The following is a 26985-nucleotide window of genomic DNA, read 5'->3' as shown; positions in this document are numbered from 1 at the left end:
CTTTGATATGATAAAATAGGGGATGGTAGTACCTTTATCAAGCAACCTTTGGAAAGTTAAGCAGGCAAATTTGAACAACATGTTAACTTGAGTTTAAGCTTTTGACCATATGGGTTAAAAGTTAAAATCACGAGCGAGTGCAAACCTAACAGTTATAATTTATATAGAATATATAAGCGTTAAAAAATATAGTTAAAGGAGTGTAAAATTCTGATCAGGAGGCAATATAATAAGCAAAGGCCTTCGGTTTGGATTATTAAACACATAAGCTAAGAAATTTACTCAGGGGCAAGATTGTACGGTAATTGCACAAACATGCGATGCCTTTTCAAAAATTAAAGGATATTTACAGGCAACCTGGTACCTTAAATATGAACGCGGTTTTAAAGTATATCATAGCTTCCATTATATTTTTATTGTTTTATAACTTGTTAGCGAATGCACAGTTGCAGGACCCGAGCGATAAAAAGGCTACCGCCGAAACCAGGCAGCTTTTTTACAGTATGCAGCGTTTACAGGGTGCCGGTATTATATTTGGTCACCATGACGATACGGCTTATGGTACCAGCTGGCGTTTTGAACCCGGCCGCTCAGATGTAAAGAGTGTTACCGGATCGTATCCGGCTTTATATGGCTGGGATCTGGCTAAAATTGAGCATGATAGTATCAAAGATATCAATGGCATCCCTTTTAAACTTCAAAAACAATTAATAAAAGAGGCTTATGAACGTGGTGGCATCAACACCTATTGCTGGCATATGGATAACCCTGCTAACGGAAAAACCGCCTGGGATACCACACAGCAAACCGTTAAAGAACTCATCCTCGGTGGAGCATATCATGAAGTGTATGTAAGTTGGTTAGATAGGGTTGCAGCGCAGATAGCTGACCTTAAAGGAGCAGAGGGAGAGGCTATCCCTATTTTATTCAGGCCCTTTCATGAACTTACCGGTAACTGGTTTTGGTGGGGTAAAAATACCAGCACACCAGAAGATTTTAAAACTTTATGGCGCTTTACCATTGACTATCTGCGTAACAAGAAAAAGCTGCACAACCTGCTCATCGTATATTCTACGGCTGATTTTGAATCGGAAGAAGAGTTCCTGCAGAGATATCCCGGCGATGATTATGCCGATTTTGTTGGTTTTGATAATTACTGCTTCAAGAATGTTGCAGAATTTCAGGCTAAACTGAATAAGCGTCTGGGTATTCTGGATGTAGTTGCTGCCAAACACCACAAAGTAGCTTGCCTGCCCGAAACCGGTTATGAGCAAATACCACAGGCCAACTGGTGGACGGGAGTGTTATTACCAACCTTAACAAAACATAAAATATCATATGTGATGGCATGGCGGAATGATAGTGCAGATCAATATTATGTGCCATACCCCGGACAGGTAAGCGCTGCCGATTTTGTACAATTTTTTAATAGTCCGAAAACGATGTTTCAAAACCGACTGTCGTTGCTGAGCGTTTACGGGAAACCCAATAAAGGAAAGTAATGGCAGATGTAATTATGCTTTTCTTAATACCATTACGCCCAATATTCCCGACAATAACGAAGCCAATAAAATGCCGTATTTAGCCTGATCAACCATCTCAGGTTGCGAAAATGCAAGTCCGGATATAAAAAGCGACATTGTAAAACCCACACCTGCCAGTAAGGCCACACCTGCCATTTGTTTCCAGGTAGACTTTGAAGGCAGCTGCGCCCCAAACTTTACCATGAACCAGGTGGCAGTTAGTACGCCTGTAAACTTACCCACTAACAATCCTGCGGTTACGCCTAAACTCACCGGGTTTATCAGTGATGAAAAAAAATTCGGACCAATGATGGTATCCGCGTTGGCCAACGCAAAAAGCGGCATCACCACAAAGGCTACCCAGGGATGCAGCATGAATTCTATTTTTTGCAGTGGCGTTTCGGCATCGGTGCTTAATTTTTTTATTTGTTCAATAGTATCATGTTGTTCTGGAGTGGTTAGAGTGCTGTTATTGGGGATAGCCTTTTCAAATTCAAGTAAAAGCCCGCGCAGGCTATCGGCATAGCTTTTTTCATTGATGCGGGTACGAGCAGGTATAGTAAAGGCAACCAGCACACCCGCTATGGTAGCATGTATGCCCGAAAGTAAGAAGGTAACCCAAACCGCAAAGCCAATCACCAGGTAAAAGACAACACTCCTGATACCCATTTTATTGCCGATAAGCAAGATCACCAGCAACCATACACCAATTGTTAACAGCGCTAAGGCTATATGTGAACTGTAGAATAGAGCAATTACCAATACTGCTCCCAGATCGTCGGCTACAGCCAATGCCGATAAAAATACTTTTACAGATGCCGGGATATGTTTACCTGCTATAGAAAGTAGGGCCAGTGCAAAGGCAATATCCGTAGCCATAGGTATTCCCCAGCCATGTTCTGAAGCCTGGCCTTTGTTTATTAAAAAATAAATGAGCGCGGGTACCAGCATACCGCCAAGCGCGGCAACCATTGGCAAGGAGGCTTTCTTAATGCTTGATAATTCGCCGGCTATAAACTCTCTTTTCAGTTCAAGGCCTATCACAAAGAAAAATATGGCCATCAGGCCATCGTTTATCCAAAGATGCAGTGTGTGGTCAAGCGAGTGGCCTGCAAAGCTAAGTGAAAATTTATTATTCCACAGCTCGTGATAAAAGTGCTGTAAGGGAGAATTAACCCATATAATGGCTATTACAACGCTTATAAAAAGTACCATACCACTGGTATGTTCCTGATGGATAAACTTGTTAACCGGCGCGGTGATTCTTTCAATGGGTGTCTGCTGCCTCATTGCTGCCTAAATTAAGGAAATTAATGTTTAATGATTTGGAGCAGCCACGGAAATATTAAATAATTAAAACCAATTACGCTGCCCAAGCTTTATTAAACAAAAAAGCGATTATGAACCCTTATCAACAAAAATGGTTGGATGTATTACATCATGCCAATCTGCCTGGATGGAAGATAGAAGCCCGCGGCGAGGATATATTTATTGACATGCCTCACATTACCGATCTGAAATTAATAAGGGATAATCTTCCACAAACGCTTGGTTTAATGTCGTTGGATATTCATGTACCCAAAGAAAGGCTGAATTTTATTTTTCATAATGGGTATGAGCAATTTGAATACCTGCTTAATCCCAGTGAGGCCGACCTGAATAGGGGATGATCAGATCTTGGCTTTGGTTGATACCACTACTACAGAAACACCCATAAGTGCTATCAGTACAAATGATGCTCTTAAAGTGGCAATACCGGCTATAAAACCAATTACCGGCGGGCCAACTAAAAAGCCCAGAAAGCCAATGGTTGATACTGCTGCCAATGCAACACCAGGTAGCATGGTTTTTGACTTGCCTGCAGCGCTGAACACCATAGGCACTACTGATGATACGCCCGCGCCTACCAGCAGAAACCCTGCCATAGCGGTATATATATAAGGGAATGCTACCGCAATAAGCAAACCTATGGCGGTTAAGCTACCGCTAACCTGTAGTGTACGCTTCAAGCCAAATTTGGCTGCAAACCAATCGGCAACAAACCTGCCGCCGGCCATAGTGAACATGAAGGTAGTGAAACCCAAACCCACCATAGCGGTAGGAGCAAGTACTACTTTTTTAAAATAAATAACGCTCCAGTCAAACATGGCACCTTCGCATATCATAGAACAGAAAGCAATAACACCCAACTTGATCAGCGAACTGTCGGGCATTACAAATACTGGCCCCGAGTTGGCTACTTTATCGTCTTTAAGATAACGGGCCGCTATGATCACACCGGTAAATATCACAGCCATCATCACCAAAAAATGGTGAAAAGGATCAATGTTATTACCTATCATGTAGGTTCCTATACCAGCACCAACAAATCCGGCCAAACTCCAGAGGCCGTGGAAAGACGCCATAATAGGTTTTTTATAGATCTCTTCGGTGGCAACAGCTTGTGTATTAACAGAGATATTAACGGCGTTACTGCTGAAACCAAAACAAACCAGGCAAATGATAAGCTGGAAAGTGTTTTGAGCCAACCCCAGTGTTACCAACGCGGTGGCATATACCAGTAAAGCGCTGATAAGTAATTTGCGGCTGCCAATTTTAGTGATCACCCAACCTGAAAAAGGCAGGGAGCACATGAGCCCAACAGGCAGTGAGAATAGTACTGCGCCTAAAGCAGCATCAGACAGGCCCATGTTTTGTTGCACGGTAGCAATGCGCGACGCCCAGCTTGAAAAGCTTAACCCAGCCATAAAAAACATAGCGCCTACGGCAATTCGGAGTGCTTTTTTTGATGTTGAGATTGGTACGGCCGGAGCGTTGATCATTGATTATTTAAATTATTTTATTGTGTATAAAGTACACATTGGTTTACCAGCACAAAGATAGATAAAAACCAGCACTCAATATATAGCTAAAACGTTTTTTACTTTGCTGTGAATTAGTAAGTTGAGTTATAAGCAAAAATGCAAAGTGTTCGTTTTAAGCCGGCACTGTAAATTACATTTTTATATTAAAAGAGCCAATAACTTTGTGGGTTTTATTATCGTCGCCGGTAAGGTTAGCGTTAAAAGTACCTTGTAAAAGGCCGTCGCTAAATGTGGTTACTTTTACTTTGGCATCATCGCCATCGCCACCAAAAAGGTCAATTGCGTTTATCAGGAAAATATCATAGGTGCCGGCCTTTGAGTTGAGAAATATGAGCGAAAATAAATCGTGTGCGGGATTAGCGCCTGTTCCGAGAATATTGATCTGTCCGGTTTCAGGAGATACAAAGGCCTGGGGGGTATGGGGGTAAAAAACCTCGTAAGAAACATTGGTATAAGTAGTTTTTACTCCATCAATTTGAAATTCTACTGTGCCTTGTGGTCCCAGAGGCAGGCCATCTCCTGTGTTGGGAGTATTGTCGTCATTATAACCAGGTATGGGCACAATTTTTTTAGGGTTAATGGCCTCATCCGGTTTGCAGCCATTAATAGCAATTACCAGAAATAGTAAAGCGATAATTTTATAGTATAGGCTCTTCATGCACACAATTATGATAAGGTTGAACTTATTATAAAGATATGACTGTTTTAGCTTTTTGAAAAAAATTAAAACTTTTTAACCGTAGTGTTTGTATGCGAAGATAAAAAACGGGAGAAGATAAGGCACCTAAGACAATTTATTATACCTTAGGTGCTTATATATTAGTTACAATCACCTTCGGGCGTGCATGATTGGCCTTCGATGATGGTTAGCGCAGGTTTTGAGTTTTCCTGCTCCCATTCGGTAAATGATTTTTCAATGGTTTCCATAAAAACCGGTAATGCCTGAGCTCCGGATACACCGTATTTATTATTCATCACAAAAAACGGTACTCCTCTTATACCTAAGTGTTGTGCTTCTGCAATATCCTGCTTTACATTTTCGGCATAGGCATCACTATCTAATACCTGCTGAAGCTCTTCGGCATTAAGGCCTATTTCGGTTCCCAATTGTATAAGGGTAGCTGTATCGTCAATGTTTTGTCCATTGGTAAAATAAGCTTTAAACAAGGCCTCCTCTGCTTCATTGCCCAAATGGTATTTTTTAGCCAGGTGACTAAAGCGATGAGCTTTAAAACTATTGGCAACAACCCTGTTTGAGCTATAATTCAAACCAACCTCTGCCGCCATTTGGTTTACATGGTCATTCAGTTGCTGGGTGTAGTCAAGCGTCCAGCCTTTACTATCGGCCAAATGATGCATAAAGTTTATTGATGGATCTGTTTTTAAATCTGGATTCAGCTGAAAGCTTTTCCATTCAATTTCTATTTTATCCTGATGTCCGGATTGCAGCAGTGCTTCTTCAAATCTGCGTTTGCCTATATAGCAAAAAGGGCACATCACATCCGACCAAATTTCTACTTTCATATTTTAATTCGTTGTTGAAGTTATACAAAGCTATCATACCTGTATAGTATTAGGGTAAGTATAAAGTAAAATTATGTGTATAGATATATTGATTTTAGGATAATACTTGTTCGTTTGACGAAAAAATAAGTGTTTTGCCATTACATTTATTTATATTAATCATGAAAAAAACACCCCTTATTTTTTCTGTTCTATTAGCTTTAATAAGCTCCGGTTTTAGTGCATCTGCTCAGCAAAAAAAACAGCCGGCAAATGTTAACGATCATAATTTATTTAGCGCCGGTGTTGCCTCATCATTTATAGCCGGGCTTTATGATGCCTGGTATCCTTACAAACAGCTTAAACAACATGGCGATTTTGGTCTGGGCGCACCAGATCAGGTTGATGGCGAGTTATTACTCTTTAAAGGTAAATTGTATAAAACGCAATATACCGGCAAAACCACCGAACTGGCCGATACCGGTAAAACGCCTTATGCGCTGGCCTGCTTTTTTCATCCGGTAAAAGTTTATAAACATAGCGGCACATTAAATAAAACCGCTTTTTATAACTATCTGGATAGTTTGCTTATCAACCAGAACGGTATTTACGCTATACATGTAAGCGGTAAATTTAAACTGGTGAAGGCCCGGGCTTTTCCGCCCGCGCAGAAACCTTATTTACCCCTTGCCGAAATGCTTGATAAGCAACATTTTTTTGACCATGCCGATATGCAGGGCGATATGATAGGTTTCAGAACCCCTAAATTCATGGAAGGTCCTCACATTGCCGGATACCATTTCCATTTTTTATCAGACGATAAGGTTTTTGGCGGGCATGTTGTTGACCTGATTGCCGAAGATATTACTGTAGAGGTTGATCCCTTAACCAGCTACTCAATGGATCTGCCGCAAACAGCAGGCTTTGATAATTTCGACTTTAAAAGAGATCGTAAAGAAGAGATCAAAAGTGTAGAGAACGGTAAAAAACAATAATATTCCATATCATAGTTAGGTAACCGGTTGGCATAAATAATTATGCGGTAAGCTATTCTTTTTAATAAGAGTTTTTATTAAATTCGGAATAGTTATAAACCAATTATTATTTTTTACTTACTGACTGGTGCAAACCGGTAACCTAACTATTGTTATGCCTTACATACCATTAGATGAAAACCTGCCCGGAATTACAGGTTTGTTAAATTACCGGCAGGATACTGCTTTGCCTATCAGGCAGCTTACACAGCTACTTTTAAGAGGCCAATCTACCTTGACCGAAGGTGAGCGCGAACTGATTGCGACCGTAGTGAGCAATGGTAACCAATGCCGTTTTTGCACTAATGCGCACACAGCCGCAGCTAACGTACTTTTAGGCGAAACGGAAACAGCCGAAAAGGTTAAGAACGATCCGGACAACGCCCCTGTTAGTCCTAAGATGAAGCATTTGCTTGAAATTGCCCGCCAAACTCAGGTAAATGGCAAAAATGTTACTCCTCAACTTGTTCAAAATGCCCGGGATGCCGGTGCTACTGATCTGGAACTGCATGATACTGTACTTATTGCTGCGCTGTTTAGTTTGTATAACAGATATGTTGATGGCCTGGCCAGTATAACCCCAACTGAGCCTGCATTTTATGACCGCCTTGCGGGGATATTGAAAACCAGTGGTTACCTGCCATCGGAAAACAGGTATGCCGCTCTAAATGTCGAAACGTGATGAATGATAAACAGAGTGCCCGGATATTTTGGTTAGGTGTTATTTTGTTGGTAGTGCCAGGTTTACTGCACGCGTATCTGTTAATGCCTTTCCCGGGCAGCCAGGATCTTAACGCGATAACTATATGCTATTATCTCGAAAAAATTGTTAACCCTTTACGTTCCATTGGCGCGGTATTTATATTGTGGTACCTGGTTAAAAATTATGCCCATAACTCCCAACGCAATAAAATTATAAAAGCTGCTGTGCTGGTACTATGTTTAGGCAGTTTTTACTTTACCGATATGGCCTACAAGGCCGAAACCATGTTTAAGGAAACCGCAGCTGCAAAGTTTGCAAACGGGCTTACCAATAAAGTTCCGTTAAATTACCTGGTTATAGGTGTGGTTAATAATGGTGTGGCCAAGGCATACCCGGTGGTTTATCTGGGTTATCATCATAAGGTACAGGATGTGGTGGGCAATAAACCCGTGTTGGTTACTTATTGCACCATGTGCCGAACCGGCAGGGTATACAGTCCGTTTGTAAACGGTATAAAGCAAAATTTCAGGCTGGTAGGAGCAAGGCATTACAATGCTATTATTGAAGACCAGAGCACCAAAACATGGTGGTATCAGGCCACCGGTAAAGCAGCAGTAGGCGAATTAAAAGGGAAACGGTTGGAAGAGTTGCCTTATGAGCAGGCAACCCTGAGTGCATGGTTGCAAAAACATCCGACCTCGCTTATTATGCAACCCGATAATTTGTATACCGCCGACTATGCCGACCTGAAAAATTATGACAGGGTACAGGCCATTGATAAAGACAGCACACTAAAAGATAAAGATTCGCTGATCAGAAAAAGCTGGGTGATTGGCGTAATTGTAGATGGGCGTTCAAGAGCTTATGACTGGCGGCATTTAAACAAGCAGCATATACTTAATGATGAGCATTACAACAATTCGCTGCTGATCGCTATTGAAAGGGATGGCCAAACTTACCATGCATGGAATAATACCATCAAAGGTACAACACTGCACTTTAAGCTCTCAGATAAGGGCTTGCTCACTGATAAGGAAACAGCCTCTTTGTGGAATTGGGATGGCCAGTGCATATCGGGCCTGCAAAAAGGGCAGCAATTAACCAAAGTGCAAGCCTACCAGGAGTACTGGCATTCGTGGAAACATTTTCATCCCGCAACAACGTTTTGGAAAGGTGAGGAAGCTACAGAGCTGGAGCATGTAGCCGCAATTTATTAGATGAGTATACTTCGGATATATTACCTCACGTCATGCTGAACTTGTTTCAGCACCCCATTATGTCGTATACTTGTGGGGGGCGAAATAAATTCGGGATGACGAGTCAGTATTGAATATTAGTTAACCCTCAATAACAGCCAGAATTTTACCTACATCAGTGCCATTTATCAACTCATCTTCGGCAATATTAGGGTAGTACTTGTTGAGTATTTTTTTGATGATGAGGTAGCTTTCTATTGATTGAATAGGCGGATTGGCCAGCTCGCTGATGATAGAGCCAACCATCTTGATCTTTTTAGCCTCGTACTGGTTCAGCACAAAATCAGAGGTTTTTTTTGTACGACTCACTGCAATCAATTCATCAAGTTTCCTGATATCTTCAATCAGGTCCATCAGCTTTAGTACTTCCACTTTTTTCATTACAGCAAAATTAAACAAATATTTGCGCCACTAAATAACATTCAGTTAATATATAAAAATAAAGAAGTGTAAAAGGCCGGTTTTGGCGCCGTTTTATAGCTAAACTGAATGTTTTAAATAATTTTGGCTTAATGGATTTTTAACAAAAAACAGCTTATCTTAGATAAATAAAAATAGATTATGAAAAGAAAGATTTTTACTACCGCTATGTTGGTAGGTTGCTTTATGGCTTGCCTTGCCGCTGTTGCAGATTTGAATGGTAAATGGGCCGGGAAATTAATTTACAATGATACCGAATACCCTTTATTGTATGACTTAAAAGTAGACGGCGATAAATTAACAGGTACTGCTTTAACTACGGAAGGTACAACCGAAATAACCGAAGGTAAAACTAATGGAACAGATTTTTCATTCAATATTGCTACCCAGGGAATAACCATAGCACACACAGGTAAATTTTATGGTGATTCTACCAGTGTTGATCTGGATATTAACGGTACAAAAGTTCACTCGGTGTTAAAAAGACCGGAAGAAAAGAAATAATAACTTGTCATCCTGAGGAAAGAAGGGTCTATTTGTGAACTATGCAGGTAGTACAATAGATGCTTCACTATCGTTCAGCAAGATAATTTGATTATAGTTAATACTACTAATAAAAAAACCTTACTGAAAAGTAAGGTTTTTTTATTAGTAAAACTTTTTAACCCCGGGGTTGTATTTTCATAACAGGAAGCTTTAGCGAGTTGCCTGTTAAAGCCCCAAATCAATGAAAAAGAAGATATTTGCTACCGCTCCATTAATGATGTTAATGGCTATTTGCTTTGCCGCAGCGGTAGATCTGAACGGGAAATGGACAGGCAGCGCAAAGCTTGCTCCGGATAGCACGCTCCTGACCTTAAGTTATAATTTCAAAGTAGATAGCGATAAACTCACCGGCACCGCGCATATGCCACAGGGCGATGTAAACATTACCGATGGTATGATAAACGGGAATGATTTTTCTTTTAACGTACCTGTGCCCGGCGGCAATGCCCCGCATACCGGCAAACTTTACCCCGATTCCATTAAAATGCATATTGTTTATAAAGGGCAGCACCTCAATACGGTGCTTAAACGCAGTAATTAATTTACATAGGGGTTGCTTATTAAACACATAGCTACTACCTTTGCGGCAACATGCTGCAACGTATAACAGCCTATTTACTCATCGTTTCGCTGGTTACAGTTAATTTCTCTCGTTTCTTTATTTACGCGGGTTTTGAACTGAACAGAAACTACATTGTCACCAAGCTTTGCGAAAACCGGAATAAGCCCTGGTTGCATTGCGATGGCAAATGTTATTTTGCGAAAAAGATAAAACAGGCAGAGGATAAGCAGGCCAGCGATGAAAGGCAGTCGCAAAAAAGCCTCTTTCAGGAAGTTTATGTAGCCAGTTCAACGGTTATTAAGTTTCACTCCAGCTTGTTGCAAGTAATTGTAACCCCTTATGATAGCACCCTGCCGGTTAAACCTGTCGGTGCCATCTTCCAGCCTCCCCAATTAGGATAATTTTTCATTTTTATTTTCCCGGATTTTTTGACTGATGGCTTTGCTATGCGCTTTCGCGTATACTGATATTCTTCTATGTCATCTCGAACGAGGAGAGATCTGTACGTGATGCTTGTATGCCTGATAGGATTTCTCCTTAGGTCGAAATGATAGGCTGTTCAACACTTACGAAGTTTTTAAAACTTCGTAAGTGTGCCCTGTAAGATCTGTCGAAGGATAGCTCATAAAGTGCTACCCTTTACGTTTCTACAAGCTTGGGATTCAGTAGTAATACTCGACTATTCTCGGGAAAATACCATGTGTTTCATACTACAATCATATACCCCGGAGCCTGAGCTCCTGATTTACTATACATGAAAAAATATCTAATTCTATTTATACTTTTTATATCACTTCAAGCCCTGGCCAACGCCCAATCAACTATACAAGGCACCATTACCGATGCCAATACACATGAAGCGCTTGCAGGGGCATCTATTTGTAACGCCGATGCCGTAAATGGCGCTAAACTGGCCATGACAAATGCCAAAGGGTATTTTAAAATAAATGCGCAAGGCGTTACCAGGCTAAAATTTGCTATGGTTGGCTACAATGTTCGTGTCATTAATGTTGCCGATATCAAAACTCAAAACCTTGATATAGCCCTGGAACCATCTACGGTTGATCTGCAGCCGGTTGTGGTAACCGCCAGCCGCGAAGGGCAGGCCCGTCAGGATGCGCCTATCGCCATTAGTAAAATAAACTCTACCCAGATCAAAGATGCCAAAGCTACTGCCTTGTACCAACTGCTTAACAAGGTGGCAGGCGTATACATGGTGAATTTAGGTAACGAGCAGCATACGATGGCCATTCGGCAGCCTATTACTTATAATGCGCTTTATCTATACATGGAGGATGGCTTGCCCATTCGCCCTACCGGGATTTTTAACCATAACTCGCTGTATGAGATCAATATGTCGGGTGTTAAGGATATAGAGGTAATCAAGGGGCCGGCTTCATCACTTTATGGTAGCAACTCGATTGGGGGTGCTGTAAATTTTATTACCCAGGGGCCGCCTACCGGTTATGCCGGTAATGTATCGGTACAGGGTGACAACTATCACTACCGCCGTGTTGATGCTGACGGTGGTTTTACAAAAGGCAAGTTTGGCTTGTACGTTGGCGGCTATATAGCCCACCAAAAAGACAGCTGGCAGGATTATTCTGATTTTGATAAATACTCGGGCAACTTTAAAACCACTTATGATTTTAATGCTACCACCCGTTTAACCACATCGGCAGCCTATAATTATCTGAACACACAAACGCCGGGCAGCCTGGATAGCGCTCATTTTTATGACCGCAGTTATGGAGCAAATCAGCGTTTTAGCTATCGCAGAGTTAAAGCTTTTAGGGCAAGCACCCGATTAGATCATCAATGGGATGACAAAAACAGCACCTTCGTGACCCTGTTTTTCCGTGATAATTCTACCGCCCAGTTGCCCAGTTATTACATTTCTGATGTGCGCGATAATACCGGCAAATACCTGAGCTCGAACGGGCAGGTGAATGATCAAAAATTTCAGAGCTACGGCTTGCTGGCTCAGCACCGGGTTGACTTTGATTTCTTGCATTCGCGTCTGATCGGTGGTGTTTATATGGACGATAGCCCAAGCTCATACTATGCGCAGTTTCTGAATATTGACAAAGATGTGCAGAATAACTATTACACCGGATTTTCAAACACAGGCCGCTATATCGATAATTACAATATCAAACTGTTTAACACCGCCGCATACTTACAATATGAGTTAAAACCTACCGAAGCGCTGCGTATAGTTGGTGGTTTGCGGTATGATCGTGTTCATTATGATTTTACTAATAGTTTGCCTCCTAATCAAACCAAATACAAACAGCAGGAAACCAATAACTTCAATATACTGGCTCCAAAATTGGGTTTAACTTATGATCTGGGCCGTAACAAAGGTTTTTATGCTAATTATAGTGTAGGCTTTCAGCCACCGGAAACCGGCGATCTATATAGTTCGCGCCAGTTGACCCCCTTAAAGCAAGCTACCTTTGATAATTATGAGGTTGGAGGCTGGTTCTCGGCTTTTAATAGAAAGCTGTATTTTGAACTGAGCCTGTTTGATATGGAAGGCCATAATGAGATCATTAGCCAGCTGTTACCTGATAACACTACACAGAATCAAAACGCGGGCGCAACCCGTCACCGTGGTGTGGAGTACTCCGTTACCGTAGCGCCGGTTAGCGACCTTATCTTTAGGTTTAGCGGTACCAATGCAAGACATACCTATGTAGAATATAGCGAGGTTAGCACTAACTACGCTACAGGTACTAATACGGTAACCAGCTATAATGGCAACCGTATGAACAATGCCCCGGCCTGGATAGCCAACTCCGAGCTTACGTACAAGCCTAACTATTTGCCGGGTTTCCGGATAGCTACTGAGTGGCAGCATATTAACCAGTATTATACCAACCCTGCCAATACCAAAATCTATAGCGGTTATAATATTTACAACCTGCGTTTGGGTTATGATATTAAAAGCACCGTGTTAAAAGGAGCGGGTATCTGGTTCAATGTGCTGAATTTAACTAATCAGCTTTACGCAACTACAGTTACCAGCAACCAGTATGGCGATACGTATAATGCCGCGCCGCCGCGTACTTACACTTTAGGCATCAGTTACTCTTTTTCAAAATATTGATCATGGCATCAGCAGCAATAAAAAGTAAATTTTATAAATGGCATCGTGTACTGGGCTTAATAGGCCTGGTACCGGTCATTTTCTGGACGTTGAGCGGCTTGTCGCACCCATTCATGTCAAACTGGTTCAGACCGTTTATCGCCAAAGAGGTATTTAAACCTTTATCGCAACGTGAAATGAAACCAGTGCTGTCTGTTCAGCAGGTGATGGATCAAAACCATCTGCAGCAGCTTCGCAATTTTAATCTTATTCATTTTAATAAAGGCACTTTTTACCAGGTGCTGGATAAGGATAGCGTATACAAATACTATTCCGCGACTGATGGTATATTATTGCCTAATGGCGATGTACAATATGCCGAATACCTGGCCCGCTTTTTTACTCAGGATTCAACCTCAGCTATCAAAAACATGATATTGCAGACCTCATTTGATGGCAAGTATCAGCCTATCAATCACCTGCTGCCGGTATGGAAGGTATCATTTAATAGGCCAGATGGCATGGACGTTTACATTGAAACCGCCCAAAGCCGCATGGGTACATTTAATAACAATACCCGTAAAGTGATGCTTGGTGTATTTGAGCAGTTGCATACCTGGCAGTTTCTGGCAGATATCGCAGGAGATACATTCCGTAATGTGTTCCTGTTGATAATTGTTAGTATACTGTTATTCACGCTCATCAGCGGGTTAACTATTTATGGTTTGTTCTGGAAAAAGTTTAAAAGGATTCAGCAAAACCGAAAGGCAAAGGGTACGGAAGAGAAGCGTTTTGTACATCGCTTTCATCGTCAAATTGGTCTTATCGTATCTTTCGTGATGTTCACCTTTGTGATAAGCGCCGCTTTTCACTTAATAGTAAAGCTTCATAACAACCAACCCGATAAAGCCGATTACGGGCAAATCATCAATCGTAACCAGTTAGGTGTTTCAAACCTGGCGCTACCTGTGGCGGATAGTACCATAAAAAAGGCTGGATTGGTAAGTTTCAACGGTAATATTTATTATCAGCTGGTTGATAACAAAAAGCAGGTTTTATATTTTGATACCCAAACAGGCAAAGAGCGTGAATTGGGTGATGAGGACTATGCTCGTTTTTTAAGCAACTATTACCAGGACGGAAAATCTCCACTGAATACCTTTAAGGGCAGGGTTAAGGTTGATGTAATTAAGCAGTTTGATAACGAATATGGTTTTATCAACAAACGCCTGCCGGTTGAGCGGGTGGGGTATCCCGGCGGTGATAATTGGTATATCGAAACTACTTCATCAAAACTGGCTACCAAAGTTGCCGGGATTGATAGGGCTGAGGGCTTATCATTTATATTTTTGCATAAATATTTTGGTATGAGTTGGGCCGGGAAAGATATCCGGGATATAGTAAGTATGCTGGCCGCGCTTGGTGTGCTGGTAACATCATTATTCGGCTTTGCCTCTTTTATTAAAAACAAATAGCCATGAAAAAATCAATTATTATAGCAGCTTTGGCCGTATTGTCATTAGGGTTTATTACCGCATGCAATAATGCTAATCATTCAACCGAAAAGCATCAAAAAAAGGGTAAATATACTTGTACCATGCACCCCAACGTGAGTGCCGATAAACCCGGAGTGTGCCCCAAATGTGGAATGGATCTGGTAGAACGAGATACAACAGGGGATAAGTAAAAGCAATAATATCAAAATACGTCATGCCGAAATAAATTCAGCATGACGTTTTATAATTTTTATTATTTCCTTAGCAGCGTAGTATGCGCTTTGTTACCGTTAGCAGCTATATCAATACCAACTGAGTCGGTGTAAAACTTGCCGGTGTGCTCAATCTCCATATTACCTAATAATACGGTGAATTTAAACTCGTTTCCGGTTATTTTGCCATCATCAATAGGTAGGTCGCCTTTGGGTGTTTTGGCAGTACCGGTTAGTTTATTACCATCAATCTTAAAATCATAAAGTAATGGGTAAGCTTCACCGCTTTCGGTTTTAAGGGTTCCTGTCCACATTCCCGAAAAATCGGTTATGGCTGCAAAACTTGCTAAAAAGCAGCAAATTAACAGGGTAGTTGTTAAAAGGGTCTTTTTCATAGTTGTTGTTTTTCAGTAGCTTAAAGTAATATGCTCATTAAAACTAATCGTCAACGGCAGGTTAAGTTTTGGTTCTGAATTTGAGACCAAACACTAATAATTGTAAAATTTACATTTCCTGTATCGCCGAAAAATGTAACTTTAAAGCTTGCTGTTTTATTAGATCGTGCTACCTAAATAAATACCTACATGAGAAAACTATTTACACTGATATTACTGTGTACCTGTTTTTTGAGCGCCTCTGCTCAGGACATTCCCTTAACTAAAGGTTGGAAACTGGCCGTTGGCGATTCGGCGCAATGGGCATCGCCAACTTATAATGATGCGCATTGGGCAGCCGTTAACGTAGCCCAAAGCTGGGAGCAGGAAGGCCATCCGGACTATAATGGCTTTGGCTGGTACCGCATACACATCGTTATACCGTCATCATTAAAAGAAAAAGCGTTTTTGAAAGACAGCGTGCGCATTAACCTGGGCAGTGTTGATGATAACGACGAGGTTTTTCTTAATGGTAAGCTGATTGGCCGTTTTGGCGGTAAAACCGGCGATATTGTAAAAGGAGCCTTTTACGGTCCGCGTACCTATACCATCGCGGCCAACAACCCGGCTATTTTGTGGGATAAAGAGAATGTATTGGCAGTGCGCGTTTATGATACCGGCGGAGATGGCGGTATATACGGCACCAACTTCAGCATAGCTATGGCCGATGTGATGGATCATGTAAAGATCAATACCGAGGCTGATTTTGATTACGGCGAACGTAACAGCCTGAGCAAATCAATCAAGCTTATTACTTCCAGTCATTATAGTTATAGTGGTAAACTGGCTTTTAAGGTCAGCGACCCGGAAACGAATGCGGTTTTATACGAAAAAACCAACGACGCGACTTTTACCAATACTAAGCCTTTTACTTATAGTTTTGAGATAGCCCGTTTAGAAAAAAAATCATATACCATCACCTATACTTTTACTGACGACAAATCTGGCAAGGTATTAACCCAAACCGAAACTACACCTTACTTGCTTACACCTTATCCATCGGCAAAGCCAAAAATAAACGGCGCCGATGTTTTTGGCGCACGGCCCGGCAGTCCATTTCTTTACCTGATACCTGCTACCGGCCATAAACCATTGGTGTATAAAGCTCAGGGACTGCCCGAGGGTTTAAAGCTGGATGCTACAACCGGTATTATAACAGGTGCAGTTGCCCAAAAAGGAACCTACCTGGTGACATTAACGGTAAGCAATAAACAGGGTAGTAAAACAAAAGAGTTCAGTATTGTTATTGGCGATAAAATTGGCTTAACTCCGGCATTGGGATGGAATAGCTGGAATGCCTGGGGATTAAGTGTTAACGACCAAAAAGTACGAACATCGGCCAAAGCTATGGTCGACAGGCTGAGCGCTCATGGTTGGGCTTACATTAATATTGATGATGGCTGGGAAGCTGAGCAACGTCAACCAGATGGTAAAATAACAGCAAATAGCAAATTTCCGGATATGAAGGGCCTTAGCGATTATATACATGGCTTGGGTTTGCGGATGGGGATATACTCATCGCCGGGTCCGCGTACCTGCGGTGGGTTTTTAGGTAGCTGGCAGCATGAAGAACAGGACGCGCAAACTTATTCCGACTGGGGTGTTGATTATTTAAAATACGACTGGTGTGCTTACTCGGAGATTGAACCCAAGCCTGACCTGGCAGGTTTAAAAAAGCCATACCAGGTTATGCGTACTTCGTTGGATAAGATGAACCGCGATATTATGTACAGCCTTTGCCAGTACGGCTGGGGCAATGTATGGGAGTGGGGAGCCGAGGTAGGCGGTAACAGCTGGCGTACTACAGGAGATATTCAGGATACCTGGAGAAGTATGTCGTCCATAGGGTTTAACCAAAACAAGGCCGCGGCCTTTTCGCAGCCGGGTCACTTTAATGACCCTGATATGCTCGTGGTAGGCAAAGTGGGCTGGGGGCCGAGCCTGCACAATACACAGCTTACTTTTGATGAACAGTATACCCATATCAGTTTATGGAGCCTGCTATCGTCACCATTGTTGATAGGGTGCGATATGGGGCATCTGGACAGGTTTACAATCAACCTGCTAACTAATGATGAGGTGCTGGCCATTGACCAGGATGCCTTGGGCAAAGGAGCAAATCAATACATCAAAAACGATAATTATCAGATATGGGTAAAGGAGCTTAATGACGGCGGCAAAGCCATAGGTTTATTCAATTTGTCAGACAAATATCAAACGATTAGCCTTGATAAGAGTGATTCCGCATTAAGCGGATTTACCAAATTCAGGGATGTGTGGCAACAAAAGTATATCATTACCGCCGGTAAAACCTTCAGCGCTAAGGTTGCTCCGCACGGGGTTATGCTGATTAAGGTGAGTAAGTAAAAAAGTAGCAATTCCCTTGCGCTCGTTTGTAACGAGTGCTTAATATGGTAATTGCGTTTAAAACGCAATAGTTTAAAGTTATAAAAGGGCGATGCAATCGCTTTGCCATATGAAGCACTCGTCATAGACGAGCGCAAGGTCAACCGAAATGACAACGGAAAAGTAATTGGGAACCACCAGTTTAATCCGATGTTTCGTAATAATAGATGGGGGCAAATACGCCCTCGCTGGTGGTATAGTAACCTTTGCCATCTGGAGTGAAACCGATGGCTTCGCCTTGCTTTTCAGCTTTGTATGATGGTTCTTCCGGTTTCCGGAGCATGGTATCCCAAATGTGTTCGTGAGGTTCACGCTTCCAGTAATAAACCTTTTCGTAGCTTTTTAATAAAACATGTTGCCCATCTTTTGATATATCGCCGGCAGTTATCCACTTAAATGGCTTAAAACCCGGGAAAAATAATTTGGTGCGTTTGGTCAACACGGTTGTGTCTTTAACATGGCTATTTAAGGGTGCGGTATAAACGCCTACCGTATCTCCTCTTTTAGATACGATATAAAATAGCTTTTCAACCGGGTCAACCATCATGGTTTCTGCATCTTTAGGGCCATCGGGGTATCTGAAGTTGAGGGGGACTGCTGTGGCATTGGCAACACTGTCGGTTGCCCATGATTTTTTTTCGGGGATGCGATAAATAGTTATATATGGCCATGCACTGCCATTATCGCCAATATCGCCTATATAAACGTAGCTCTTTCCTTTAACGGGGCCGGGACCTACGGATATATCCTCGCAATCGCGCACACCTAAATGAACTTTTTTATCGCCGTTGAAAAAGATGGTTGTCTTTAATTTACCATCAGGGGTTATGGCAAAAAAGCGGCTTGTATCGCCGCTATCGTTATGTACATAATAAATACCGGGGTTAATGGTTGATGCCGCTATGCCCGATGTTTCGTCCATTTGCTTACTACTGAGCGTACCAGATTGCGTGTGCCTGTCAAACAGCCTGTGCTTGGCAAAGGCCCCTACAAAAAGCAGGGTGATCAAAGGCACTATTAATTTTAATTTTTTTGATCTGCTCATCTTATTTGTTGCAAATAATAACGCAAATTAACCAAAATAGTATGAGTATTGCATTAATTAAATGGTTTTAATGGGCAAGTGATGAATGATTTAGCCCTTAAATTATTTGCAATCAGGATAAATATACTGCCATTATTAAGCCGATTCAAATGCGAGTAACAATGCTCGTTGCTGTAATATGTCTGCCGGCGAACGATAATCGGCAAGACCAAGCTCGTGTACATATTGACAATTACAGCTGTGCCCCGGCGCAATAAATACAGGCATATCAAACCCTAATTGCTGGTAATATGGTGTTATAAACGCCTGTACGGGTAAACTGTTTGCTATAGCGGTAATAGCCGGGGTTAACTTTTTTAAAGGCTTCAACAATAACTTAATTTCGCAAACCTTAAAATTATCGGTAAGCGGTATCCATCTGCTTACATGATCAACATTAATCTGTATGCCATTTTGTTTTATGCCTGTAAGTGTGCCAATAGTTATTTGATTATTTAACAGGCTGGTAATCATTATCTGCTGGCCTATGTACCGGCTGTATATAATGAGCTGCTCGGCAGTATTTATTAAATCCATATTGCTAAAATTATTAGCAATTATAGTGAATTTTTATATTGATTTTATCAGTGTTAATTAATTTATTGATATACTACAGGCAAGGCGATCAGTAATTATGATGTTGCTGCTTAGGCCTTTCAAATTTTTGGAATGGTAACTTAACTGCGCCCATAAAATTGCCATTCAGTTGCTTATTCATATGGGTATCAATACCAAATACGGTTTCGGTTTTGCTTAGTTTGCCGTAGGTGCCAAATAGCCTGTCCCATATACTTAATACGTCGCCATAATTACAATCGGTATAAGGTAATTGATAATGGTGATGTACATGGTGCAGGTTAGGGGTAATAAATATCAGTCCAACAATACGGTTAACCTTTTCTGGCAAACGAAATTCGGTGTGCGCTAAAATGTTAAAAAACGACTGGAAAGTTTGGCGCAGGATTAAAACACCAATAGCAGGACCGCAGATAAATACCCAAAGCATCAGGAAACAAGTGCGTATGGCGGTTTCGCAGGGGTGCTCACGGGTGGTGGTAGATACATCAACCTTCAGATCGCTGTGGTGTACCAGGTGAAATTTCCATAAGGCCTCTACCTTGTGCATGGTAACATGATAAATGTATTCGCAAAGATCAAGCAGCATAAACAGGCTAATGTAATAAACCCAATGATTACGATGATGTGGGATAAAATTGATCAACCCCCAATGATGGGCGATAGTCCATTTAGAGATGAGGATGACAAAAGTAGTCAACAACAGCTGTATGGGTAGCGCTGTGAAAATAAAAAGCGCATTTACGGTAGAGTGTTTCCATTTGTAGCTGATGCTTTCGGCCGATACCATGATTTCGGCAAACCAAAGGCTTGTTATAATGCCTGCGTATAAAATTACCTGAGTTAAATCTTCGTGTGTTGAGAAAAATGAGCGCAGCTCTGCCATAGTTAAATTAATAGAGGGGCTAAAAGTAAATCAATTTAACTGTAGGCTTATAACTGATTTTCAGCTCTTCATGATTCGTTCATTTTTCAGGAGGAAGATTTATACCATAATATTTAGACCAATTCATGTCAAATAAAAAAGGGCCTAAAAGGCCCTTTTTGTATGTTATTTACTTATGCTTACTTCGAGATCAGGTTTCAAGGTTTCTGCCTTTACCATGTCTATATCAGGTTTTGATACATCGGTTATGGCTACACGGCCACGATCTTTCCTTAATATGCGATTGAAAAGTGATATTTCACGGTCAAACAGAAAACGGAAAAATAATTTGGTCCAAGAGGTATGGTAATGTAATGTATCGTAGTATTCGGGTGCTGTCCTTTTGATTTCAGGAAGTTTATTCCAGGGGATAGACGGGAAATCATGGTGTTCGTTATGAAAGCCCACGTTAAAAGCTACCACGTTAAAATTACCATAATAGCTATAAGTTTCCTGTTCAACACTGTGAGTAAGATAATGCTCTTGGATCCAGCGGGCACCAAGTGGGTGCAGGCCAACAGAAAAAGAGAAGCTCAATAGCAAAAATGCTACGGCTGGCCAGCCCATAAAGTACCATATAGCGGTAGTAAATGCAGCTTGCAATAAAAAGTTGGTTAATATCCATCCGTCAAACGGATGAATTTCGCGTAGCCTTGATAAACGGAAAATCTGGAAAATTGGAAAAAATAATAACCAGAATGCTTTGCCGAAAAACGAGTTGCTGATCAGTTTTGCTTCCCATTTATTAGGTAAATCGGCATCAAGCTCATGCACACCTTGAAAAGAGTGGTGTTTAATGTGATATTTTTCAAAAGATATAGCGCTTGGTAATATTTGCGGTAAGTTGGCAAACATGGATGCCCAGCGGTTGGCATTACGATTTTTGAATAACAGCTGGTGCGTACACTCGTGGATCATTACAAATAAAGCATGATCGGCAAAGGCACCTAATAAATAGGCTGCTCCAAAAATGAGCCACCATGATTGGTCGCGCAGAAACCAGGCTAAAATTACCTGGAATGCAACCAGACCAATAATGGCAAATATGGTGTTTGGATTTTTTCCTATCAGCTTTCTGAGCTGCGGAAATTGCTTTAAAATTTTCTTTGTGCGGATACGATGTGGTTCAGACTCCTGGGAATAAACAAAATCAGTTTTCTTTATCATATAAAATATAAACGTTAAATATATGAATAACGTGTTGAAAATATCATTTTTCAGTAAAAAAATATAATGTATAACAAAAACTTCATAAACATTTCACGAATATTTTATATAAAATCATTTTGCGAATATTTGAATACCAGTGCTTTAAAGATAATGTCTTGTAAGTCAACCTGTATCAAAAGATAAAAACGGAAATGAATTTTTTGTGCTGTTTTAGCGAATTGCCACTAACGTAGGTACTGATTCTGTAGAAAGTTTGTGCGGATAGTTTTTTTCATGCTGAAGGGCATAATTACTTAAAATTTGTAAATGTTTTGAATTGAAACAGATTTAATACAGAATGAGGGTGCAAATTAGCATTTGTTTAAGTTATATAGGTTAAGCTTTTAATAAGTTTATTTATACAGGTTGATACAAACACTTTTTAAATAAAAAAATCATGTGGTGGATCTACGCTTTGCTTTCAGCATTATTTGCAGCCCTAACCGCAATATTTGCCAAAGTTGGCATTAAAGGAGTTGATACAGATCTGGCTACCGCCATACGCACCGTGGTAATATTGATATTGGCCTGGGCTATTGTTTTATTTAAAGGGAGTAACCAGGGGATGGGAAGTTTAACCAGGGTAAACTGGACATTCCTGATACTTTCTGGCTGTGCCACCGGCTTATCGTGGATCTGTTATTTTAAGGCGCTGCAATTGGGTAGGGTATCACAAGTTGCCCCGGTTGATAAATTAAGCGTTGCGCTGGCCATAGCCTTATCCGTTTTGTTTTTAGGCGAGCCGCTTACCTTAAAAAATAGCATCGGTGCTTTATTAATTATAGCAGGCACTTTGGTGCTGATATTTTAAAATAATAGCAAACGTAACGTGAATTTGTTAACCTTATTGTAACAAATCCACAACAATTCATAAAATTCAGCATTTATCCAATCTTTCTTTTCAAATTCGCAGCTCAATTATACCATCTGAAGGAATGAAGTCTTTTTACGCGCTGTTTGTATCTGTTTGTATTTCTGTAAGTGCCCTGGCCCAGGTAAATCCTGCGGCAAAAGGTAAAATAAGTGGCAAAGTTACGGATGCCTCTAACAAACAGCCGGTTGACTACGCTACTATATCAATATATAAACAAGGCAACGCTTCGCCGTTTAACGGTATAAGTACTGATCCTAAAGGTAACTTTACGGTAGAGCATATTCCGGCTGGCGAATACAAAGTTACTGCTGATTTTATGGGCTACCAGCGTGCTACCATAGAACATGTGATTGTTAAAGATGGTGCTGTTGTATCAGTTGGTGAAATAAAAATGGCGCCTGTGGCACATCAGCTGAAAGGAGTAACCATTACAGCAAAAACTCCAACTGTTGAAAATAAGATTGATAAAATGGTATATAATCCACAAAATGACCTGAGCGCGCAGGGTGGTGTAGCCATTGATATATTAAAAAAGGTACCTCAAATAACCGTTGATATAGATGGAAATGTGGAGTTGCAGGGTAATGCCAATATCCGTTTTTTAATAAACGGTAAGCCATCAAGCATTTTTGGTGCAAGCCTGGCCGATGCTTTGCAAAGCATCCCGGCCAGCCAAATCAAGAGCATTGAGGTAGTTACCAGCCCCGGTGCTAAATATGATGCTGCCGGAACCGGCGGTATTGTTAACATTATTTTAAAAGATAGTAGAGTAGAGGGTGTGAACGGCAGTGTTAACCTATCGGCCGGTACCCGTCGCGAGAATGGATCGTTCAACCTGAATGTTCGTAAAGGTAACTTTGGAGTTAACGCTTTTTTTAGCGGTAACGCTCAGCTTAACAGCAATTCGCCCAGTTCGCGCTCACGCACCTCAATAGATCAGGCAAATAATTTAACATCACTGCTGCAAAATGGCAGCAGTAACTTTACCCGTAATGGTTACCAATCGGGGCTAAACTTTACCTGGAACATTAGTAAGCACGACGATCTGAATGCGTCAGTTGGCTTTAATCACTTTGGCAATCACGGTAATGGTATTACCAATGAGGATACCCGGATGACTGACGCTGCAGGTAATTTACTTTCAGATATTAAAGATATTCGTAACTCGAGCAGCAAATTCAATGGCCGGTCGACTGATGTGAGCGTAGGCTACAAAAAGACTTTTAAAAAGGAAGGGCAGGAGCTTGATATATTATATACAGAGAGCTTTGGCAACAACAGCTTCAGCTCATTCCAGCAAACGGATTTTTTAAATATAAACAGGCCATCAACCGGTATATCAAACAATAACCCGGGTAAAGACAGAGAAACAAATGTTTCTATTGATTATACCCAGCCGGTAAGCAAAAATTTCACTATAGAAACCGGAGCTAAGATCGACTTTAATCACATCAATAACAATGTGGTTACCGATACCTTGCAGTATGATGTTTTTGTGCCCAACGCAAACCAAACTTATGGTTTTATTTACGATAGTAAAATATATGCCTATTACCTCTCGGCCACTACCTCATTATTTCATAACTTTTTAGATGTAAAGGCTGGTTTAAGGGATGAGTATACTTCTATTAAGGCCGATTTTCAGGGAACTGATATTCCCGATTATAATATCCTGGTGCCATCATTGGTATTATCCCATAAGATCGGCGATAGTCAATCAATCAAATTAAGCTATACTCGCCGCATTCAAAGACCTGATTATGGCGCTTTGAACCCGTTTTTAAACATCAGCGATCCGCATAACATCAGCACCGGTAATCCTAACCTGAAACCGGAAAAGGGTGACAGCTTTGAATTTGGATACAACAAATCATTTGAAAAAGGCGCGAACATTAACATAGCCGCATTTTATCGTTATAACTCTGATGATATACAGCAGTTTGCTACGCGTTATGATACTCTTAAGGTAAACGGTGCCTCTTACACAAATGTTTTATTAAACCAGTGGTATAACTTAGGGTCGCAGATACGTGCCGGTATCAATTTATATGGTTCGCTTCCTGTTACCGATAAATTGAGCCTGCGTACCAACATGATATTTTCAGATCGTATCAGCAGAAACCCGGGCTCGGCCACGGTGAGCGGTTTTACTTATCGTTTAAACCTGAACGCGCAATATAATTTTGGGCATGACCTTAGCGCGGAGTTTTTTGGTAACTACAATTCATCGCAAAAAGGTATACAAGGCGTTAATCCTAAATTTGTGTTCTATAACATAGCTATGCGTAAAATGCTGCTTAACAAAAAATTCAGCGTTGGGCTTACCGCATCTAATCCATTCGCTAATTTTGTTGGGCAGCGTTCAACAACATTTGGCGACGGCTTCAACCAGGTTAACATAAGGGAGGTTCCTGTGCGCTCATTTGGTATAAGCCTGAGCTACAAATTTGGTAAACTTGACTTTAAGAAAGAGGATAATAAAGATAATAAGCGAGGAGACCGTGATGATGATAATATAAATAACGGAAACCCAGATACTCCTCCAACAGAAAAAGCTAAAGAAGGCAATAATGGCGGCGGGGGTGGAGGCAAGAGCAAGTAACCCTCCGCTCATGGTGCCGAAATAAAAAAGGAGCCTCTTGTTAAAGAGGCTCCTTTTTTATGTTGATTGGATGGTAATTTATAACATTAGCCGTTTTTAATCAGGATACTTTCAATTACCAAAGTAGCATCTTCACAGCTATCTGTAGCGGTTTCCATAGCCATAAAAACATCAGTATACTTAATAAGCTGAATGGCGTCGGTTTCATTAGCCAATAGGTCGGCAAAAGCTTCGTTGTAAACGGTATCTGCCTTGTATTCCAATTGTTTAATGTTGTTGCAAAGTTCAAATATCTGAGCCGAATTACTCAGGTTGCTCATAGCGTTGATGGCTCTTTGCAGTTCGGTGCTTGTTTCCAATATTAAAGCTGCCAGGCTAATGATAGGAGGGGTTATTTTGGGCACATCATAAAGATGTATCCTGCGCGATGCCATAGCAATCCTGTCGGCAACATCATCAAGCGCGGCTGCCAAATCGCACATATCTTTACGCTGAAAAGGTGATACCAGCTGTTTACCCGATTCTGCATAAATCTGATGCGTAAAACCGTAGCTGGTTATTTTCAGCTTATCAATATGCGTAAAATTGTATTTCTGTTCAAATAAATCTGACGAGTTTACGGCCATATCAAGCAGGGTAGCCATTTCGGCAACATTAGCTGCAGCCTTATTAAACAGGTCGTAAAAAATCTTATTTGAGTTGGGGAATATTGACATAGATCCAGATTTAATGATCGTTTGTTTTAAATATTGACGAAAGTAAAGACTTGTAAATGAATTAATTAAATTGTTTTAGCCTTCAAATAAATTTCGGTTAAATGTATATATTAATTTGCTGTTAAAGGTCACCTTATTGTTAATGTAATGTTAATTTAATATTATTAATCAATGGGTGTACCTTTGCCGCATGCCTAAAAGCACTTTACCCACATATGCCATTGTTGAATTATTGATAAGGCTATCCCAATATAACCACTTGATAGGTAACTATAAAGACCATAGTATTTTTGATTCCGGAGTTATGGTTAAAACATCAACCGGAAGCATTAAACTACCGCTAAACATTATTCAAAGGCAGTTTGATTCGCCCGATTTTATTAGCGAAAGTGAGCTTTCGACCCTGGCTTTGCTCTTTAAACTAAGTTAAAGCAATTTGTATTGTAACATTTGATATAATGTAAAACAATATGGCTAAACCAATGATTATATGGGTATAAGCTCATCATTGTTATGGAACCCGCCGGCGATAAACACTTTAAATTCATAAACAGTAAGACTGGTTATGTAATTTACTATCACTCCATCAGCGGCGATCGGACTGAAGACGAAGTTAGGGCCGAGCTGCGGGAGGTGAAATACCGGGTGGCAATTCAAAACGGACTGTATTGTGAAACAATTTATTGGGAGGAAATGCGGGAAGATCTTGAATTGCTTTAAAGCATACCGGTATCGAAAAAAATAAAGCCCTTGTCTTGCGGCAAGGGCTAAAAAAACCACAACAATTGTTTAACCTTTTGGCTATGAAACCCTAAGGTCAATTCCTAACTGCAATGTGATTTTCTGTATGGGTATAACAATGGTTAATGCTAATAGGTTTTAATTGTTTCTTATATTATCATGTGCTGTACACACAACTTTATTTATAAGGCTGGTGAGTAATCAAGCA

27 protein-coding genes are annotated in these 26985 nt (G+C 40.9%); 16 read left to right on the top strand and 11 right to left on the bottom strand.

The window, feature by feature from the left end; translation table 11 throughout:
* Positions 1-320 precede the first annotated feature (320 nt).
* Positions 321-1502, top strand: a complete 1182-nt coding sequence (locus AAGC65_RS01385; protein WP_343110610.1) for a glycosyl hydrolase — start codon at positions 321-323, stop codon at positions 1500-1502.
* A gap of 12 nt (positions 1503-1514) precedes the next feature.
* Here AAGC65_RS01385 and nhaA read toward each other — a convergent pair whose 3' ends face one another.
* Positions 1515-2813 (bottom strand): Na+/H+ antiporter NhaA, encoded by a 1299-nt coding sequence (gene nhaA, locus AAGC65_RS01380; RefSeq protein ID WP_343110609.1) that lies wholly within the window; start codon positions 2811-2813, stop codon positions 1515-1517.
* Positions 2814-2923: 110 nt separating this feature from the next.
* Here nhaA and AAGC65_RS01375 point away from each other — a divergent pair, with 110 nt between their 5' ends.
* The gene (locus AAGC65_RS01375) at positions 2924-3193 is read left to right on the top strand and encodes a hypothetical protein (protein ID WP_343110608.1); all 270 of its coding nucleotides are present in this window, start codon (positions 2924-2926) and stop codon (positions 3191-3193) included.
* On the opposite strand, the gene AAGC65_RS01370 is transcribed toward AAGC65_RS01375, so the two are convergent.
* The 3 genes from AAGC65_RS01370 to AAGC65_RS01360 form a co-directional block, all read right to left on the bottom strand.
* A complete protein-coding gene (locus AAGC65_RS01370) occupies positions 3194-4345 on the bottom strand; it encodes an MFS transporter (RefSeq protein ID WP_343110607.1) in 1152 nt (383 codons plus the stop codon).
* Positions 4346-4517: 172 nt separating this feature from the next.
* Positions 4518-5045 carry a hypothetical protein gene (locus AAGC65_RS01365; protein WP_343110606.1) on the bottom strand — a complete coding sequence of 176 codons (528 nt, stop codon included), beginning with the start codon at positions 5043-5045 and terminating at the stop codon, positions 4518-4520.
* A gap of 161 nt (positions 5046-5206) precedes the next feature.
* On the bottom strand, positions 5207-5911 hold the full coding sequence (locus AAGC65_RS01360; protein WP_343110605.1) for a DsbA family oxidoreductase: 705 nt from the start codon (positions 5909-5911) through the stop codon (positions 5207-5209).
* A gap of 161 nt (positions 5912-6072) precedes the next feature.
* Between AAGC65_RS01360 and budA the strand changes: the two genes are divergently transcribed.
* From budA to AAGC65_RS01345, 3 genes are all read left to right on the top strand, one after another.
* A complete protein-coding gene (gene budA / locus AAGC65_RS01355) occupies positions 6073-6885 on the top strand; it encodes an acetolactate decarboxylase (protein WP_343110604.1) in 813 nt (270 codons plus the stop codon).
* Positions 6886-7039: 154 nt separating this feature from the next.
* Entirely contained in the window at positions 7040-7606 is a 567-nt protein-coding gene (locus AAGC65_RS01350) for a peroxidase-related enzyme (protein ID WP_343110603.1), read from the top strand.
* The gene (locus tag AAGC65_RS01345; protein ID WP_343110602.1) at positions 7606-8844 is read left to right on the top strand and encodes a DUF3179 domain-containing (seleno)protein; all 1239 of its coding nucleotides are present in this window, start codon (positions 7606-7608) and stop codon (positions 8842-8844) included. Before AAGC65_RS01350 ends, AAGC65_RS01345 begins: the two co-directional genes overlap by 1 nt.
* A 120-nt stretch (positions 8845-8964) precedes the next feature.
* Here AAGC65_RS01345 and AAGC65_RS01340 read toward each other — a convergent pair whose 3' ends face one another.
* On the bottom strand, positions 8965-9264 hold the full coding sequence (locus tag AAGC65_RS01340) for a hypothetical protein (protein WP_343110601.1): 300 nt from the start codon (positions 9262-9264) through the stop codon (positions 8965-8967).
* Between the two features lie 180 nt (positions 9265-9444).
* On the opposite strand from AAGC65_RS01340, the gene AAGC65_RS01335 reads away from it, so the two are divergent.
* The 6 genes from AAGC65_RS01335 to AAGC65_RS01310 all read left to right on the top strand — a co-directional run bounded on the left by AAGC65_RS01335 (position 9445) and on the right by AAGC65_RS01310 (position 15189).
* Complete coding sequence (locus AAGC65_RS01335) at positions 9445-9807, top strand: hypothetical protein (RefSeq protein ID WP_343110600.1); 363 nt, start codon at positions 9445-9447, stop codon at positions 9805-9807.
* A gap of 223 nt (positions 9808-10030) precedes the next feature.
* Positions 10031-10390, top strand: a complete 360-nt coding sequence (locus tag AAGC65_RS01330; protein ID WP_343110599.1) for a hypothetical protein — start codon at positions 10031-10033, stop codon at positions 10388-10390.
* A gap of 50 nt (positions 10391-10440) precedes the next feature.
* Positions 10441-10812 (top strand): hypothetical protein, encoded by a 372-nt coding sequence (locus tag AAGC65_RS01325; protein WP_343110598.1) that lies wholly within the window; start codon positions 10441-10443, stop codon positions 10810-10812.
* Between the two features lie 353 nt (positions 10813-11165).
* On the top strand, positions 11166-13523 hold the full coding sequence (locus AAGC65_RS01320) for a TonB-dependent receptor (RefSeq protein ID WP_343110597.1): 2358 nt from the start codon (positions 11166-11168) through the stop codon (positions 13521-13523).
* A gap of 2 nt (positions 13524-13525) precedes the next feature.
* Entirely contained in the window at positions 13526-14977 is a 1452-nt protein-coding gene (locus AAGC65_RS01315) for a PepSY domain-containing protein (RefSeq protein WP_343110596.1), read from the top strand.
* A gap of 2 nt (positions 14978-14979) precedes the next feature.
* Complete coding sequence (locus AAGC65_RS01310) at positions 14980-15189, top strand: heavy metal-binding domain-containing protein (protein WP_343110595.1); 210 nt, start codon at positions 14980-14982, stop codon at positions 15187-15189.
* Between the two features lie 62 nt (positions 15190-15251).
* Here AAGC65_RS01310 and AAGC65_RS01305 read toward each other — a convergent pair whose 3' ends face one another.
* Entirely contained in the window at positions 15252-15605 is a 354-nt protein-coding gene (locus tag AAGC65_RS01305; RefSeq protein ID WP_343110594.1) for a hypothetical protein, read from the bottom strand.
* A 189-nt stretch (positions 15606-15794) separates the two neighbouring features.
* Here AAGC65_RS01305 and AAGC65_RS01300 point away from each other — a divergent pair, with 189 nt between their 5' ends.
* Positions 15795-18011 carry a putative Ig domain-containing protein gene (locus AAGC65_RS01300; RefSeq protein WP_343110593.1) on the top strand — a complete coding sequence of 739 codons (2217 nt, stop codon included), beginning with the start codon at positions 15795-15797 and terminating at the stop codon, positions 18009-18011.
* A gap of 181 nt (positions 18012-18192) precedes the next feature.
* Here the strand turns inward: AAGC65_RS01300 and AAGC65_RS01295 are convergent, their stop codons facing one another.
* The 4 genes from AAGC65_RS01295 to AAGC65_RS01280 form a co-directional block, all read right to left on the bottom strand.
* Positions 18193-19095 (bottom strand): hypothetical protein, encoded by a 903-nt coding sequence (locus tag AAGC65_RS01295; RefSeq protein WP_343110592.1) that lies wholly within the window; start codon positions 19093-19095, stop codon positions 18193-18195.
* Between the two features lie 135 nt (positions 19096-19230).
* Positions 19231-19671 carry a hypothetical protein gene (locus AAGC65_RS01290; protein WP_343110591.1) on the bottom strand — a complete coding sequence of 147 codons (441 nt, stop codon included), beginning with the start codon at positions 19669-19671 and terminating at the stop codon, positions 19231-19233.
* 88 nt (positions 19672-19759) lie between these two features.
* Positions 19760-20596: a sterol desaturase family protein gene (locus tag AAGC65_RS01285; RefSeq protein ID WP_343110590.1), complete on the bottom strand. Its 837-nt coding sequence runs from the start codon at positions 20594-20596 to the stop codon at positions 19760-19762.
* Between the two features lie 165 nt (positions 20597-20761).
* Complete coding sequence (locus tag AAGC65_RS01280) at positions 20762-21802, bottom strand: fatty acid desaturase (protein ID WP_343110589.1); 1041 nt, start codon at positions 21800-21802, stop codon at positions 20762-20764.
* 439 nt (positions 21803-22241) lie between these two features.
* On the opposite strand from AAGC65_RS01280, the gene AAGC65_RS01275 reads away from it, so the two are divergent.
* On the top strand, positions 22242-22655 hold the full coding sequence (locus AAGC65_RS01275) for an EamA family transporter (protein WP_343110588.1): 414 nt from the start codon (positions 22242-22244) through the stop codon (positions 22653-22655).
* 124 nt (positions 22656-22779) lie between these two features.
* Positions 22780-25320 (top strand): outer membrane beta-barrel family protein, encoded by a 2541-nt coding sequence (locus AAGC65_RS01270; RefSeq protein ID WP_343110587.1) that lies wholly within the window; start codon positions 22780-22782, stop codon positions 25318-25320.
* An 86-nt stretch (positions 25321-25406) separates the two neighbouring features.
* On the opposite strand, the gene AAGC65_RS01265 is transcribed toward AAGC65_RS01270, so the two are convergent.
* On the bottom strand, positions 25407-26036 hold the full coding sequence (locus tag AAGC65_RS01265) for a DUF47 family protein (RefSeq protein ID WP_343110586.1): 630 nt from the start codon (positions 26034-26036) through the stop codon (positions 25407-25409).
* A gap of 190 nt (positions 26037-26226) precedes the next feature.
* On the opposite strand from AAGC65_RS01265, the gene AAGC65_RS01260 reads away from it, so the two are divergent.
* Together AAGC65_RS01260 and AAGC65_RS01255 are read left to right on the top strand one after the other, a co-directional pair.
* On the top strand, positions 26227-26466 hold the full coding sequence (locus tag AAGC65_RS01260; RefSeq protein WP_343110585.1) for a hypothetical protein: 240 nt from the start codon (positions 26227-26229) through the stop codon (positions 26464-26466).
* A gap of 83 nt (positions 26467-26549) precedes the next feature.
* Positions 26550-26756, top strand: coding sequence for a hypothetical protein (locus AAGC65_RS01255; RefSeq protein ID WP_343110584.1), 207 nt, complete (start codon positions 26550-26552; stop codon positions 26754-26756).
* Positions 26757-26985 lie beyond the last annotated feature (229 nt).

This window comes from Mucilaginibacter sp. (genome assembly GCF_039207105.1).
Taxonomy (GTDB): Bacteria; Bacteroidota; Bacteroidia; order Sphingobacteriales; family Sphingobacteriaceae; genus Mucilaginibacter.
Note: the sequence above shows the minus strand (reverse complement) of the source record. Positions and strands in the feature narration are given on the sequence as shown.